A 14,514-nucleotide genomic window follows, 5' to 3' on the forward strand; every position below is an offset into this window, starting at 1 on the left:
CGACCTGCCGCCGACCGGCTTCGAGGCCCGTGGCCGGATGCGGGGGAGTGCCACGTGCAACCGGGTCCGACCGCGGCTCAGGTTCCAATGTGCCCGGCTGAGAGCGGAGTTGACGGTCGTCGTCCTTGTTCAAGGCGCGCCGGCAGCTGGCCCGCGGGGCTGTTGCTTGGCGCGGGTGTCACAGGCTTGACGGCGGCCTTGGTGCCCCTGGGGCGGCCGGCAGGGGCCATGACTCGGCGCAGCGTCGGCACGTGAACCGGGGCTCAGCCGCTGCGGCGCGCGGCCCAGACGGTTCGGTCCGTGCGTACGGCGAGATCGTCGCGGCGCAGGATGCTGCCGGGGCCGTCGAGGTCGAGCAGCCGGTCGAGCGCGGCAAGGTCCTGCGGTGCGAGGGTGCCGGCCACGCTGTGGCGCACGCGCTGGAGGACGCCGAGAGCGTAGACGCCGATGTCCGGCTGGTCGGAGCCGTCGATGTGCACGGTGATCGTGCGTTCGCCCTCTACGGTGAACCCGGCTTCGGTCAGCTTCGGGCCCCAGTCGGCGCCGCGGTGCGGTACGTGTGCGCTGTGGAGGTGGTCCGCCGCCTCGTGACAGCGCTCCTCCAAGCCCGGGCGCTCCTCGGGAGCGGTTTCCGGCAGGAAGCGGGGTTGGCCGGACAGTTCCACCACGGCGAGGAGTCCGGTGGGGGAGAGGAGACGGTGGACGGCGCGCAGGGCGCTGTCCGGGCGAGCCATGTGGTGCATCGCGGCCGACGCCCACACCAGGTCCGGGGTGCCGAGATCGGGCCAGTCGTCGGCGTCGAGGTCGGCCTGCACGGTCCGTACGCGTGCTTCCACGCCGCGGGCGACTGCTTTGTCCCGCAGGCGCTTGAGGTGCGCGGCCGAGGCGTCGACAGCCGTGACGTGTGCCTGGGGGAAGCGGTCGAGGAGGGCGAAGGTGCCCGCTCCTGTCCCGCAGCCCAGGTCCACGATCTTGCTGGGGGGTGAGGCGAGGGGCAGCCACTGGATGATGGCGGCGGTGTGGTCGGCGAGGACGTGCGCGTCCAGGTCGAGGATCTCCGCAAGGCCGTCGGCATCGGCGGGGGGCCCGGTCTGTGCTCCGTGGTGGGAATGGTCGGCGAGGTGTTGGTGCGGGTGCGTGTGGTTCATGCGGTTCACGCTAGGGCGCCCATGCTCCTACGGCACACTGCATCCCAGTTTTGGCAAGAAGGTGGCCTCTACCGGTGCCCGGTGCGCAAGCCGCCCTCGTGCCCTGCGCGCAACCCCGCCCGCCCTGGGCGGCTCGTGCCGGGCGTGAGTTCCCGCTCCGGCTGCGAGCCCGCCCCCCGCCGGGCGTGATCAGATGCCCTCCGCGTCGCTGTCCCGCCCGACCTGGCCGGAGCGCTCGTGGCCGCGTCGGGCGTCGCGGTCGAAGATACCCAGGATCTCGCAGGGTCCGCCCTCCGCGCCGATCGCGTGGGGCAGCATCGTGGGAAACTCGGCGGCCTGGTTGGTCTCCACGCGGAAACGCCGGTGCCCCAGCATGAGGACCGCGGTGCCGGACAGGACGACCAGCCATTCACGGCCGGGATGGGCGCGCATGCGCGCGGGGTTGTCCGGCGGCGGTGCGGTCATCCGCTGACGCATGACGGTCATGCCGGGGTCGCCCTTCATGGCCCAGCGCATCAACCCGTGGGCGCTGTCGATCATCGGGCTGGTGACCACATCGTCGGAGGCGGTCTCCACGAGCTGGTCCAGGGTGGTGTCCAGGGCGCGGGCGAGGCCGACGAGTTGGTCCAGGGCCAGCCGCCGCTGGCCGTTCTCGATGCGGCTCAGCGTGGACTGGCTCATGTTCGCGCGGCCGGCCAGTTCCCCCAGCGACCAGCCCTGGGCCACCCGTAGGGCGCGGACGCGCTTGCGTACGAGACTCTCCAGCTCCCCATCGTCTTGCGTCATGAGCAACAGCCTATGCCCCCAATGCAAGCCGACCGCTCTCGGAACTCGACTTTCCTGTACCACAAGTAACATGATCCACTTCTTTCGCGGGTGCACCTCCCGCGAGTGCCTCTCGCGGTCACTTCTGCGTCCGTCCTCTCTCCTGCCCCCTTCTGTCAGTGATTCCGAGGATCCCGATGCCCTCTCAAGGCGATGCCCTCCAGCAAGCCCATGCCGACTACGAGCACCACCTGCGCACCTGCCGGCAGTGCTACGTCGACACCGTGCCGTGTGCGGTCGCCAAGCACTTGCTGCGCGTGTACAACAACGCCCGCCGAGGTGCGGGTGGGCAGCAGGGCCCGAGGAGTCGCTGATCGACTGCGACGAACGTTCACGTCCATGTACGGCCTCGATGCTTGAGTCGCTGTAACGCATTCCACGCCGCTGACTCGGTGGCCTGCAGTGATGTGCCGGAAGGTGGTGGGGTCGGGGCTCCTTGAGCCTCCGCCCACTCCAGCGCTCCGCCGGGCTGACTGTTCGTCAATGTGAATCAGATTCTGCCGCTGGTCTTGTCAGCCCTGCGGGCGCGCCCTATCGTCTGCGGCCAGAAAGCGCTTTCCCGTCGCCTTCCGATGCGCTGGGAACGCGCGGAGGAGCCAACCGTCGCGAGGGCCGCCGCGACGTGTGCACGAGCCGCTGATGACCTGTATGGGGGGGGCAACTCAGGTGCCCTCATGCCCTGTGGTCGGCCTCTCGTGAGGGACCGTCCCGGGGGCTTGGCGCGCCACGCCCGGGCGACCCCCGCGAACCCAGGCGTATCCCTGTCCGGCGGCCCACGGACAGCCGCAATGCGCACCAGGAGAACCGCGCACCAGGAGAACCACGCACCAGAGGAACCACTCACACGAACCACGGCGAACTCAGGAGACGGCAATGAGAAGACCTGTCGCACTGCGGCTCTCCGCCGCGTCGGTCGCAACCGCCCTGGCGGTCGCTGGCGGTGTGGCCCTGTCGATGCCCGAGGCATCGGCGGCGACCGGCGGCGTCACCGGCTACGCGACCCAGAACGGCGGTACCACCGGCGGGGCCGGCGGGCAGACCGTCCGCGCCACCACGGGCACCCAGATCCACGCGGCCCTGTGCGCCCGGGCCAGCAGCAGCACGCCGATCACCATCCAGGTCGAGGGAACCATCAACCACGGCAACACCGCCAAGGTGTCGGGCACGAGCTGCAACACGGCCGACGGCGTGATCGAGCTCAAGCAGATCAGCAACGTCACCCTGGTCGGCGTCGGCAGCGGCGCCGTCTTCGATCAACTGGGCATCCACATCCGGGAGTCCAGCAACATCATCATCCAGAACGTGACCGTCCGGAACGTGAAGAAGTCGGGCTCACCCACGTCCAACGGCGGCGACGCGATCGGCATGGAGAGCGACGTCCGCAACGTGTGGGTGGATCACGCGACCCTGGAGGCGTCCGGCGGGGAGTCCGAGGGCTACGACGGCCTCTTCGACATGAAGGACAACACGCAGTACGTGACGCTCTCGTACAGCGTTCTGCGCAACTCCGGCCGCGGCGGCCTGATCGGCTCCAGCGAGAGCGATCTCTCCAACGGTTACGTCACCTTCCATCACAACCGGTACGAGAACATCGACTCCCGCGCACCCCTGCTGCGCGGTGGCACCGCCCACATGTACAACAACCACTACCTGAGCCTGAACGAGTCCGGCATCAACTCCCGTGCCGGTGCCAAGGCCAAGGTGGACAACAACTACTTCGAGGACTCCAAGGACGTCCTCGGCACCTTCTACACCGACGCACGCGGCTACTGGCAGGTCAGCGGCAACGTCTTCGACAACGTCACCTGGTCCGGCGCCGGGACGGACAACTACCCGGCGGGCCCGAACCCGCAGTCCAACACCACGGTCAGCATCCCCTACCCGTACGCGCTGGACGCCGCCACATGCGTCCCCGACGTGGTGCGCCGCACGGCGGGCGCCGGCACCGGTCTGCAGGTCTCGGACGGCAACTGCACACCGCAGACCCCCACGCCGACGCCGACCACGACGCCTACGCCCACCCCCACACCGACTCCCACCCCCACGCCGACTCCGACCCAGCCCTCCGGCACGAACCTCAGCATCGGTGCCGGCTCCGACGGCTCCAGCAAGGCCGACGGCACCAGCTACGGCAACGTCCGCGACGGCAGCATGAGCACGTACTGGTCGTCGGCCGGCTCCACCGGTTCCATCTCCGTCAAGTGGGGTTCCGCCACCGCGGTGTCCAAAATCAACATCCGTGAGGCCTCCGGATCCAGCGGAGTCATCGGCTCCTGGCGGGTCCTCAACGCCGATACCGGAGCAGTGCTGACCTCCGGCAGCGGCGCGGGTGTCATCACCTTCCCGCAGACCTCACTCAGCAAGATCACCTTCGAGATCACCGGCGCCACCGGCACCCCGAAGGTGGCCGAGTTCGAGACCTACGCCTCCTGAGGTGCTTCCCGGCCCGTCACAGCCCCGACCGCGCGTGCGCGAACGCTCCGGTCCGTTCGTCCGTACGCGCGGAAGGGGCCAGGGGTGACGGACGCACGGCTGGACATCGAATGGCTCCGTAGGTGGTGCGAGCAGACGCGAGTGGAACTGTCAGACTTCATGGGGTCGTTCGAGGAACGGCACGGCTACCCGCCGGGGGTCAACGCGGTGGCGCCCGCGACGGACGAGAGCCACAAGGCCACGGACGCGCTGGTGGAACTGACGCCGATCCCGTCGGATCCGACCACGCTGTACTGGGTGGTCGAAGAGATCTCCCTGCCTGACGTCCACTTCGGCCACTTCGTCCATCCCGCCGCAACAACCGCAAGTCACGTCCGTGAGTACGGGTGGATCCGGATCGACGGGGAAGAGCCCGCCCTGGTCTTCGCCGGCGACGGTGGCGGCCACCTGTTCGCGCTGGCAGGATCCGGCCGGGTCTGGCGGTCCACCACCGCCTCTTGGGAGCCTACGCGGGCTCCCGTCCGCTCCCCAGGCGGCTCAGTGTCCGCATGGCCTCGTGCTCGAGGCGGGAGAGATCGTCGAGCATGGTGCCTGCCTGCGCGAGGTACTGCGCATCGGCTGTCTCACCCGCCTTCGTGATCAGTGCCGCTGTTTCCGTCCACAGCGCGGCGGCCTCGGAGTACAGCCGGTGGCCCGTGCGGAGGTGGCTGCTGTCGAGGAGTTGGGCGCACTCGGCGAGGAAGTCGCGGTAGAGGTTGCGGAACAGGGCGCCGCCGGTGCCCGCCTTCTCCATCAGGAGGGCAGCCTGCGGCAGGTCACGCTGCGGATGGTCCGTCCGCCGCAACCAGGTGCGTACGAGCTTGCCTGCCTTCTCGATGCCGCGGTAACCGAGGTTGGCGATGGGCGGGTTGAGGAACGCGTCGGCGCAGGCCGTGATGGCGGGGACGATCTGGTCCTGGGGGGAGGACAGGTCGTTCGGCACGGAGAGGGAGAAGGACCGGTGCTTGGCGGTCATCGGGCCGCGCGCTGCCCTGGACTCGGCGAGGCTGGTCAGGCTGGTGCTGACGGCTCCCCCTTGCTGGTCGGTGTCCACCAGGTAGGCGTAGTGGTCGTCGTAGCCGTACATGGCGACGACGTGACCGCCGAAATGGACCTTCGACCCGAAGTAGTCCAAGTGGTAGCTGTCGAGCTGCAGTCCGACGGGTTGGCCTGCGTCGATGAGGGCCGTCACGTTCGTCCATGCCTTGCGGGGGGAGGTGGTCTCCTGGACCAGGAGATCGAGCCCGAGCCTGGTGGCCAGGTTGGTGGTGAGGTCGAATGGCTTGACTCGCCCACCGAGAAAGGGAAAGGGCATGCTCTTGCTGTCCCAGTAGACGAAGGACAGGCCGGAGCCGAGGCCGAAGAGCATCGGCTCGGACAGATCGAGTCCTTGATGCCGCAACAGCACGCCCAGAGCGGTCGTCTCACAGTGCTGCGTGCCGCGTGCGTCGATGCCCCTTACCGTGGTCATGCTGTCCTTTCCTGTGTGAGCGCCCCCAGATGGGAGAGAGCGATGCGTCGGCGCGTGGGGTCGACGTCGACGATCCTCACGACCAGGGAGTCGCCGACCCGGACGACGTCGTCGGGGAGGGCCGGGGGCTCCTCGCACAGTTCGGTGGTGGGTACGAGTCCTTGGAAGCCGTCGTGGCGGTCCTCGATGCGGACGCGGACCCCGAACGGCTCGAGTGCGGTCACGACGCCAGTCACGGTTTCGCCGATCCGCTGTACGAGCCCTGGCAGCGGGTCAGGCTGCAATGTCCTCAACGACAGCGCCACCCGGTCTCGCGTCATGTCGATGTCGAGGACCTCGGCAGAGATCTCCTCTCCGACGGTGACGACGTCGCTCGGGTGGTCGACTGGCCGCCAGGACAACTCCGGGAAGCTGATACTCGCGGTGCAGCCCCCGATGTCCACGAAGGTGACGCCGGAGTGGGCGACCTCCGTGACCGTGCCGGTGACGATCCGACCGCGGCGGAGAGTCCTGAGGAAGGACCAGTTCCGGTCGCTGGGGGTCTGCTCGGTCCGCCATCTCGCTCGCAGAACGCCGTCATCGTCGGGCAGCACAGCCGTGAACAAGGGGTGACGCGATTCCACGTCCAGGGGCAGGGCGGCAGCGGCCCGGGCACCCCCGAGGTGGGCGGTCAGTGCGGGGTACTCGGTCTCGTCGACGATGGTGCTGGTGATCGCCCCGTTCTCGTTCTCCCATACGACTTCCATCACGCCCTCGTCGGGGAGCGCGGCCAGAACGGTCGCGACGTCGGTGAACAGGTCCGGCCAGACAACCAGCTTGGCGCGCGGGGTGAGCCCGGCGCGTACGGCGTCGAGAGTGTCCTCGGTGAGGCGGTGCCAGCGGGAGGCGTTCTCGACGTACTCCTCCTCCAGGACGGCTGCCTCCCGCGTCGCGACCGACCAGCGCAGACGGTCCCAGAAGTCCTCGTCGGCGGGGCGCTGTTCGCCGGGCTCGTCGTCGAGGTCCGGCTCGTAGGGTGAAGCTGGCAATCGTTCAGGGAACAGCCCGAGTTCCAGCGTCTGTGCCACGGCACTCTCGCAGGGTTTGTCGCTGCGGACGTAGACGTACTGGTCCCACCCGACGTGCACGGCGAAGGCGTCCTCGGATTCCAGACGGCACCAGGCGCCGTTGTCGCGGAGCATGGCCCGCACCAGCTCCAGTCCGACGCCGAGGGAAACCTCCGCGCCGTCGTGGAAGCCGCTGAGATCGGCTGGGAAGAGGCCGGCCAGTCCGTGGCCTTCGACGGCCGGTTCCAGGCCGAAGTGGACGTAAGCGCCGATCTGTGGCTCGCGAAGGGTGAGCCGGTCGACGCCGGAAGCCGCGGCGAAGGCGGCGACGGCCTGCAAGTATGCGGACTCCACTGCCCCGTGGTCGCTGGTCGGCTCCTCACCGCCGGTGTAGTAGCCGTGCTCGTCGCGATCGGCTGGATCGTACTTGGTGACCTGGTAGACGAAAGGCGGCACGCGACTCCCTGTGATGATTGGTGATGCACGCCAGATCGTCCCATTCCTCGGTCGCCCGGCCCGCCCGGCCCGTCTTTGTGCAGGGCGCGGCCCGTGTCATCGATCCACAGGAAGAGGCTCCTCCCTCTACATGTGCTGAAGTCATCGAACGTTCACGCGTCGGAGCGTGCTCACTGTGGCCATGTTCCTGCCAAAGCGGTGGGATGTGGGTATGGGAGACCACAGACACCACCACAGTCATGATCCTCACCACGGACGTCACGACGACCTCCCCCAGGGCAGCGGCTACGCGGTCGGCGAGGGCGGCCCCAGTCGGCGCTCGGTTCTCGGTGCCGCGGCAGGCAGCATGCTGTTCATGGCCGCGGCGCCCGGGACCGCACAGGCCGCCACCACCGCCACCGCGGCGGCGAACGGAATCGCCGCCCTCGCGGCCGGAGGCGCCTCACGCACCTCGCTCATCACCTCGGGGACCACCCTGGTCCACGCCGACCTGCACAACCACACCACCATGTCGGACGGCGACGGCGACCCCGCCCTCGCCTTCGCCTCGATGCGCAGCGCCGGCCTCGACGTCGCCGCACTCACCGACCACAGCGGCGTGTTCACCATCGGCGGCCTCAGCTCCTCCGAATGGAAGCGCACCGGCGAACTGGCCAATGCAGCCAACGTCCCCGGTGTCTACACCGCCATCCGCGGCTTCGAATGGACCCACGCGATCCTCGGCCACTCCAATGTGTGGTTCTCCGACAGCTACGTCGACATGTCACTCGCGCCCAGTATGAGCGCCTACTTCAACTGGCTCGACGACAAGGACGCCGTCGCCGGCTTCAATCACCCGGGCCGGGAGAGCGGTCGCTTCAACAACTTCGCCTACAACTCCGCCGTCCGTGAGCGCATGGTCAGCCTGGAGATGTTCAACCGGGGTGACGACTACCTCTTCGAGGGGTGGTCCTCCGGTGCGTCCTCCCCGCTCGTCGCCTGTCTGAACGCCGGCTGGCGCACCGGCCTGACCGGCGTCACCGACGAGCACGGCACCGACTGGGGCTTTCCCGAGGGCAAGGGCCGTAGCGGGCTGTGGGTCACCGAGAACACCCGAGCCGGGGTCCTGGCCGCCATGCGCGCCCGGCGGTTCTTCGCCACCCGCGTCTCCGGACTGCGCCTGGACGCCATCGCCAACGGCATACGCATGGGCGGCGACATGCCGCTGACCGCCGGCGACGTCAAGTTCGCCGTCGACCTCGACCGGGGCGCCGACTGGATCGGCAAGACCCTGAACATCCAGGTGCTGCGCCCCGGGACCAGCGCCCCCACCGTCGTCGACGTCATCCCCACCACCGCCGGCCGGGTCACCGAGTTCACGGTCCCGATGAGCTCGGCCGACGGCGACTGGGTCGTCCTGCGCGTCTCCGACCCCACCCGGACCAACGCCTCACCGGGCCCCGCCGGCCACCCCTGCAACGACTGGGGCGTGGCCTACAGCAGCCCGTGGTGGCTCAAAGGCTGACACCCCGAAGGGGCGAGCGTACCCACCGCGCTCGCCCCCGGACACCCGTGTCGACCCCTGTCACGCGGACGGGTGCTTCTGCAGGCGCCGTGCGCCAGGATTTCCGTGACCCGGCGACGTCGGCGCAGTGCCACAGTGCATGCTGGGGGCGGTGTTGCATGCCGTCGGCGGCCAGGCCGGCCATGCAAGGGGGAACGAACCGCGGGGGGCGGAACGTATGAAGCACACGTGGCTGAGACTTCGGTGCGCTGTGGGAGTTGTCGTGTCGGCGGTCGTGCTGACATCGGGGTGTACGGAGGACAAGTCCGGCAGGGAATCGGGCGACGGGGCAGCCGGCAAGCCCGCCGGCACACAGGCGAGCGGCGCCGAGGACGACCCGGCACCCGCTCCCACGCCGACCGTGGAGGCCGACCCGGCCAGGACGCCGCAGACGCGGCAGGCGGCCACGAAGCTGATCCGCCAGGTGATCGCCGGACCGGAACTGTTCGACTCCGAGACGAGACGAGACTCGCCCTACGAGAGCGACCCGAAGACCTGGTCGGTGCTCGGCGACGGCTGCGTGTGGCAGCGTGAACCGCTGCCCGAGCGCGTACTGGCCACCCTCACCCGGCACTTCGTCCTCCCCGCCGCCCAAGGCAAGGGCGCGGTACGGATGTCCGTGACCGTCACCGTGCATCCGGAGACCGCCGACGCGGCGTGGGAGCAGGCCGGAATGCTGGAAGAGGCGCTGAGCTGCTCCGAACAGACCCTGAGCGAGGGCAGGAAGCTGTCCGGGCTGTTCTCCAACGCCTCCGTGTGGGGAGAAGCCGGCAACAACTACGCGGAGGACTCCCTGTTCGAGATGGGCAGTTGCTCCGGTCCCACCGACGGCGGGCCCTACCCGTACCAGTATCAGCAGGCCACGTTCGGCCCTGTCGTGGTGTCGATGTCGGCCTGCGCGGGGGAGGGCTGGGACGCACGAGGGCTCCTGGAGGAGGTCAACGGCCCGGTGCCGCGGATGCTGCTGCGGGCGGAGGCGAAGATCGGACGGCCGGTCGACGGGACGGGCTCCAAGGCCGATCCGGCCGCGCACACCGTTCCGGGACCGGCCGGGGACACCCCCGCCGCAGCCGCGACGGAGGGCATGTGATGGAGCGACTGCTTCCCTCGGACCCCTCGCACCTGGGCGGAAACCGGCTGCTCGGGCGGCTCGGAGCGGGCGGGATGGGCGTGGTGTACCTGGCTCGTACTCCGGCCGGAGAGCTGGCCGCGCTCAAGGTGATCCAGCCGGAGTACGCCGAACAGCCCGAGTTCCGGGCCCGGTTCGCGCGCGAGGTGGCCGCCGCGCGTGGGGTGCAGGGTCCCTGGGTGGCCCGCGTCCTGGCCGCCGACCCGGACGCCCCGGCCCCCTGGCTGGCATCGGCCTTCGTCCCCGGACCCTCGCTCGCCGAAGCGGTGGCCATCTGCGGCGCCCTCCCGCCCGGCGCGGTGCGGATCCTGGGCGCCGTGCTGGCCCGGGCACTGCACGCGGTGCACGGCGCGGGTCTGGTGCACCGGGACGTCAAGCCCGGCAACGTCCTGCTCGCCCTGGACGGCCCGCGGCTGATCGACTTCGGTATCGCGCGGTCTCTGGGCGAGCCGACCGCGCTGACGGCGACCGGTCTGGTGGTCGGCTCCCCGGGTTTCCTGTCGCCCGAGCAGGCGCGCGGACAGCTGGTCACTCCCGCGAGTGACGTCTTCTCCCTCGGCTGCGTCCTCGCCTACGCCGCCACCGGACGGCCGCCGTTCGGTGTGGGCGACAGTGGCGCCCTGCTCTACCGTGCCGTCCACGACGCTCCGGATCTCCAGGGCGTCACCGACGGCTCGTTGCGCGCCTTCCTGGAGAGCTGCCTGGCCAAGGACCCCGGCGCCCGGCCCTCGGCCGGCGAGGCCGATACCGCGCTGGCGCCCGGCGGAGTGGGTTCGGACATCCACTGGCTCCCGGACGCCGTGGTCCGGATGATCGCCGATCGTGCGGCCGGCCTGCTGTCGCTGCCGGGAGTGCAGGCCACGATGGCCGACGCACCCCACCCGGCTCCCACGGCCGGTGCCGCCGGGCCGTCGGCACCCAGCCGTCGGCGAGTGCTGTCCTTCGCGGCAGGCGGCGCCCTGCTCGCGGCGGGCGCCGGCACGGGTGCGTGGGCGTTGCTGCGCGACGACGCGTCGGCCGGCGGACGGCTGAGCGCCGAACGGCAGTGGCTGCTGGGCGTCCAGGCCGATCTGTCGGGCCCGGCGAGGACGGCCGGACGCGAACAGGAACGGGCGGCCCGGCTGGCGGTGGCCGAGCACAACGCCCGTAAGGACCGGCCCTTCGAACTGCACCTGCGGGTCGAGGACGACGGCGGTGACCTGAAGCGGGCCCGTGCCGCGGCGCGACGGTTGTGCGAGGACCGGGACGTGTTCGCCGTGTTCGGCCCGACCGGCGCGCCCACGGCACCGGTGGTGGACCTCTACGAGAACGCCGGGCTGCCGTTGATGACCGTGTCCGAGCTGTCCATCGGCGCCATGTCGACGGCGTTGACACGCAGTCCCCAGCGCTACTTCAGGGCCGCGCCCCTGAACAGCTACACCGCGTTCGGTGTGGTGCTGGCCCTGGTGCAACAGCGGGCGGGACACCTGGGCATGGTCATCGACCGGGCGGGCAGGATCAGCGGCTGGGAACCGGCCCAGATGATGCACGAGCCCGCGGGCATCGCCGACCTGTACGTCACGCACAGGGTGGTCCCCGCCTCCATTGCCGACGGCACACCGGTCGTCCAGAACCTGCTGGCCCGCGGCGCCGACAGCGTCTATTACTCGGGAACCCCGGAACGAGGCGCCGAGATCGCCAGGTTCCTGCGGACGCGGCGGTTCACCGGACCACGCTTCCTCGACCCCTGTTCGGCGGGGGAGGCGTTCCTGGCTGCGGCCGGCGAAGCGGCGGAGGGCTGGCAGGCCGTCCTGTCCTGCTCCGATCCGGCCGCCTCCGCGGGCCGTACCTTCACCGCCGCCTACGAGCGCCGCCACCGGACCCGGCCAGGTCCCTGGGCGGTGGAGACCTACGACGCGGTCCGGCTCGTCATCGACCGGCTCACCGCCCTCGCCGGATCCGGCGCCGGGCGCCCTTCACGGGACGCCCTCACCGCCGCCCTGGGCAAGGCGACGTACCAGGGCATCGCCGGAACCTATTCCTTCAACGAGCGCGGCTGGCTGAACGCCGAGAACGTGTACCTGTACCGCGTGCGCGACGGCCGCTTCCGGTACTCGCGGTCGCTGACGGTCGACGGAGTCTGAGGCCCCGGCATGCAGGCGCTCCGAGTGGACGACCCCGTCGAGATCGGCGGGCACACCCTGCTGGCCCGCCTCGGCGCGGGCGGAATGGGGGTCGTGTACCTGGCCCGGACCGGCACCGGCGAACTGGTGGCCCTGAAGGTCATTCGCGGGGAACACGCGGCCGACCCGGCCTTCCGGGCCCGCTTCCGCCGCGAGGCCGCCCTCGCCGGACAGCTCACCGGCCGCTGTACGGTCCCGGTGCGGGCCGCCGACGCCGAGGCCAGAGAACCCTGGCTGACCACGGACTTCGTGGCCGGCCCGGCGCTCGCGGAGGCGGTGACGGTGTGCGGGCCGCTGCCCCCGGCGTCTGTCCTCACGCTCGGCGCGCGGCTGGCCGAGGCCCTTGCCGAGGTGCATGCGGCGGGCCTGGTGCACCGGGACGTCAAGCCCGGCAACCTGCTGCTGACGCGTGACGGCCCCCGCCTGATCGACTTCGGCATCGCGCGCGGCGCCGGGGCGACCGCGCTCACCTCGGCGGACACCGTCATGGGTACGCCCGGCTACCTCTCGCCGGAGCAGACCCGGCAGTACGGCGACGAGGTGGGGCCGCCGAGCGACGTGTTCTCCCTCGGCTGCGTGCTGGCCTACGCCACGTCCGGCCGTCCGCCCTTCGGCGGAGGCGACGCGCTCGCCGTCCTGTACCGCACCGTGCACGAGGAACCCGACCTCGACGGGCTGCGCCAACTGCCGCAGAGCGCACGGGACATGATCGTCCGCTGCCTGTCGCGCGACGCCGCCGCCCGTCCCGCGGCGGGCGAGGTCGCGGCGGCGCTGTCGGCGGCGCGGGACACTCCTGACCCGCGCCGACTGCGAGCATGGGGGATGCCCGGGGACTCCACGGAGCCGGCCACAGGTACCGGGACGGGGCCCTCCGACTGGCTCCCGCCGGGAGTGCTACGGCTGATCGCCGACCGTTCCGCACGCGCCCTCGACCCACCGCCGCGCACGACACGGGCGATCCCCACGGACCCCGACCTTACGGTCACCCGGGCGGCTCAGCCCGGCGCCCGCCCCGCAGCCTCCCGCCGTCGCTTCCTGCTGGCGGGCGGTGCGGGTGCGCTGGTCGCGGTGTCCGGTACGGCCGCCGCGGTGATCCTCAACGGGCGTTCGCCGGCGGAGCCGGACACCCGCCCCCTGTACACGCTGGGGCTGCAGGCCGACATGAGGGGTCCTGGCAAAGCGACCGGGGAGGCGACCCGCCGGGGTGCCCTGCTGGCCGTAGCGGCGCACAACGCCCGATCCGACGCTCCGTTCAGGCTCGCCCTGCGCACCGCCGACGACCGTGGCCGGGCAGGCCGGGCGAGCTCCGCCGCGCGAGGGCTGCTGTCCGGCTCGTCCGCGGTCGACGCGGTGATCGGCCCGATGTCCGAGGAGACGGTGACCGCCGCCGAACCGCTCTACGCGGCGGCCGGGACCGCGATGGTGCTGGTGTCCTGTGACGGCGGCGCCCTGTCACCGCTGGTGAAGCCCACCCTGTGCGTGACCCGGGCCACCCGGGCGATGCAGACGCTGCCGGTGCTGCACTACCTGACCAGCGTGCGCTCGGTGAGCCGGCTCGCCGTGGTGCGGGATCTCGCGGGTGGTGAGATCGCCGAGGGCCTGGCCAGAGACCTGACGGAGGCACCGCCCTCCGAGGGGACGACCACGGTGCACTCCCTCGACGCCGCCGAGGACGACGTCACGGCCGTGGTCACCGCGGCCCTGGCCACGCGTCCCGGCGCGGTGGTCTACGCCGGCACCTCACCCGTGCGCGCCGCCAAGGTGGCCCGGCAGCTGAGCGAGGCCGGATTCGAGGGAGCGAGGGCCACGGTCGAGGAGGTGATGGACCCGGCGTTTCCGCGCGAGGCGGAACAGGCGGCCGAGGGCTGGGTCTTCGGCTCCGCCCGTACGGCCACGACCGCGGCGGCCTCCGGGCCCGCGGCCCGGTTCGCCGCCGCCCACCGCGAGCGCTGGGGCGACCAGCCGGCCCCCTGGGCGGCGGAGGCGTACGACGCCGTGGGCCTGATCGCGCGGACCCTCAGCGGACTGGTCGGGCAGGGCTCGGTGGGGCGGGGCGCCCTCGCCGCGGCGCTGTTCCGCCAGCGCTACGAGGGCATCGCGAAAACGATCAGCTTCGATCCGAGCACCCGTCTTCTGGACACGGAGAACACGAGCTTCCTCTACGAGGTCCGCGACGGCGCCTTCAGCTTCCTCGGGCGATACCGGGAGGTGAACAAGGAGTGAGTCAGACGGGGCCGAGCTGGGCCGCGTCCGCGTCGACCA

10 protein-coding genes are annotated in these 14,514 nt (G+C 70.9%); 6 read left to right on the forward strand and 4 right to left on the reverse strand.

The window, feature by feature from the left end:
• Nucleotides 1–263: 263 nt before the first annotated feature.
• Nucleotides 264–1,148 (reverse strand): class I SAM-dependent methyltransferase, encoded by an 885-nt coding sequence (locus ACWDRW_RS21505; protein ID WP_451725359.1) that lies wholly within the window; start codon nucleotides 1,146–1,148, stop codon nucleotides 264–266.
• Nucleotides 1,149–1,337: 189 nt separating this feature from the next.
• Complete coding sequence (locus ACWDRW_RS21510; RefSeq protein WP_451725361.1) at nucleotides 1,338–1,934, reverse strand: helix-turn-helix domain-containing protein; 597 nt, start codon at nucleotides 1,932–1,934, stop codon at nucleotides 1,338–1,340.
• Between the two features lie 176 nt (nucleotides 1,935–2,110).
• Between ACWDRW_RS21510 and ACWDRW_RS21515 the strand changes: the two genes are divergently transcribed.
• Nucleotides 2,111–2,287, forward strand: a complete 177-nt coding sequence (locus ACWDRW_RS21515; RefSeq protein WP_451725362.1) for a hypothetical protein — start codon at nucleotides 2,111–2,113, stop codon at nucleotides 2,285–2,287.
• 559 nt (nucleotides 2,288–2,846) lie between these two features.
• Nucleotides 2,847–4,406: a pectate lyase family protein gene (locus tag ACWDRW_RS21520; protein WP_451725364.1), complete on the forward strand. Its 1,560-nt coding sequence runs from the start codon at nucleotides 2,847–2,849 to the stop codon at nucleotides 4,404–4,406.
• Nucleotides 4,407–4,911: 505 nt separating this feature from the next.
• Here ACWDRW_RS21520 and ACWDRW_RS21525 read toward each other — a convergent pair.
• Both ACWDRW_RS21525 and ACWDRW_RS21530 read right to left on the reverse strand, forming a co-directional pair.
• Nucleotides 4,912–5,916, reverse strand: a complete 1,005-nt coding sequence (locus ACWDRW_RS21525; RefSeq protein ID WP_451725365.1) for a BtrH N-terminal domain-containing protein — start codon at nucleotides 5,914–5,916, stop codon at nucleotides 4,912–4,914.
• Nucleotides 5,913–7,418: a S1 RNA-binding domain-containing protein gene (locus ACWDRW_RS21530; protein WP_451725367.1), complete on the reverse strand. Its 1,506-nt coding sequence runs from the start codon at nucleotides 7,416–7,418 to the stop codon at nucleotides 5,913–5,915. The genes ACWDRW_RS21525 and ACWDRW_RS21530 overlap by 4 nt, the downstream gene beginning before the upstream one ends.
• Before the next feature lie 211 nt (nucleotides 7,419–7,629).
• Between ACWDRW_RS21530 and ACWDRW_RS21535 the strand changes: the two genes are divergently transcribed.
• The 4 genes from ACWDRW_RS21535 (at nucleotide 7,630) to ACWDRW_RS21550 (ending at nucleotide 14,475) form a co-directional block, all read left to right on the forward strand.
• A complete protein-coding gene (locus ACWDRW_RS21535) occupies nucleotides 7,630–8,922 on the forward strand; it encodes a CehA/McbA family metallohydrolase (RefSeq protein ID WP_451725369.1) in 1,293 nt (430 codons plus the stop codon).
• 262 nt (nucleotides 8,923–9,184) lie between these two features.
• The gene (locus ACWDRW_RS21540; protein ID WP_451725371.1) at nucleotides 9,185–10,051 is read left to right on the forward strand and encodes a hypothetical protein; all 867 of its coding nucleotides are present in this window, start codon (nucleotides 9,185–9,187) and stop codon (nucleotides 10,049–10,051) included.
• On the forward strand, nucleotides 10,051–12,213 hold the full coding sequence (locus ACWDRW_RS21545; RefSeq protein ID WP_451725372.1) for a bifunctional serine/threonine-protein kinase/ABC transporter substrate-binding protein: 2,163 nt from the start codon (nucleotides 10,051–10,053) through the stop codon (nucleotides 12,211–12,213). Before ACWDRW_RS21540 ends, ACWDRW_RS21545 begins: the two co-directional genes overlap by 1 nt.
• A 9-nt stretch (nucleotides 12,214–12,222) precedes the next feature.
• Entirely contained in the window at nucleotides 12,223–14,475 is a 2,253-nt protein-coding gene (locus ACWDRW_RS21550) for a bifunctional serine/threonine-protein kinase/ABC transporter substrate-binding protein (protein WP_451725374.1), read from the forward strand.
• The last annotated feature ends 39 nt before the right edge of the window (nucleotides 14,476–14,514 follow it).

Source organism: Streptomyces sp. NPDC003635 (assembly GCF_053587635.1).

Bases quoted from the DNA above. Each gene is read 5' to 3' on its own strand.
- ACWDRW_RS21505 (WP_451725359.1), bottom strand. From the start codon at position 1,148: ATGAACCACACGCACCCGCACCAACACCTCGCCGACCATTCCCACCAC.
- ACWDRW_RS21510 (WP_451725361.1), bottom strand. From the start codon at position 1,934: ATGACGCAAGACGATGGGGAGCTGGAGAGTCTCGTACGCAAGCGCGTC.
- ACWDRW_RS21515 (WP_451725362.1), top strand. From the start codon at position 2,111: ATGCCCTCTCAAGGCGATGCCCTCCAGCAAGCCCATGCCGACTACGAG.
- ACWDRW_RS21520 (WP_451725364.1), top strand. From the start codon at position 2,847: ATGAGAAGACCTGTCGCACTGCGGCTCTCCGCCGCGTCGGTCGCAACC.
- ACWDRW_RS21525 (WP_451725365.1), bottom strand. From the start codon at position 5,916: ATGACCACGGTAAGGGGCATCGACGCACGCGGCACGCAGCACTGTGAG.
- ACWDRW_RS21535 (WP_451725369.1), top strand. From the start codon at position 7,630: ATGGGAGACCACAGACACCACCACAGTCATGATCCTCACCACGGACGT.
- ACWDRW_RS21545 (WP_451725372.1), top strand. From the start codon at position 10,051: ATGGAGCGACTGCTTCCCTCGGACCCCTCGCACCTGGGCGGAAACCGG.
- ACWDRW_RS21550 (WP_451725374.1), top strand. From the start codon at position 12,223: ATGCAGGCGCTCCGAGTGGACGACCCCGTCGAGATCGGCGGGCACACC.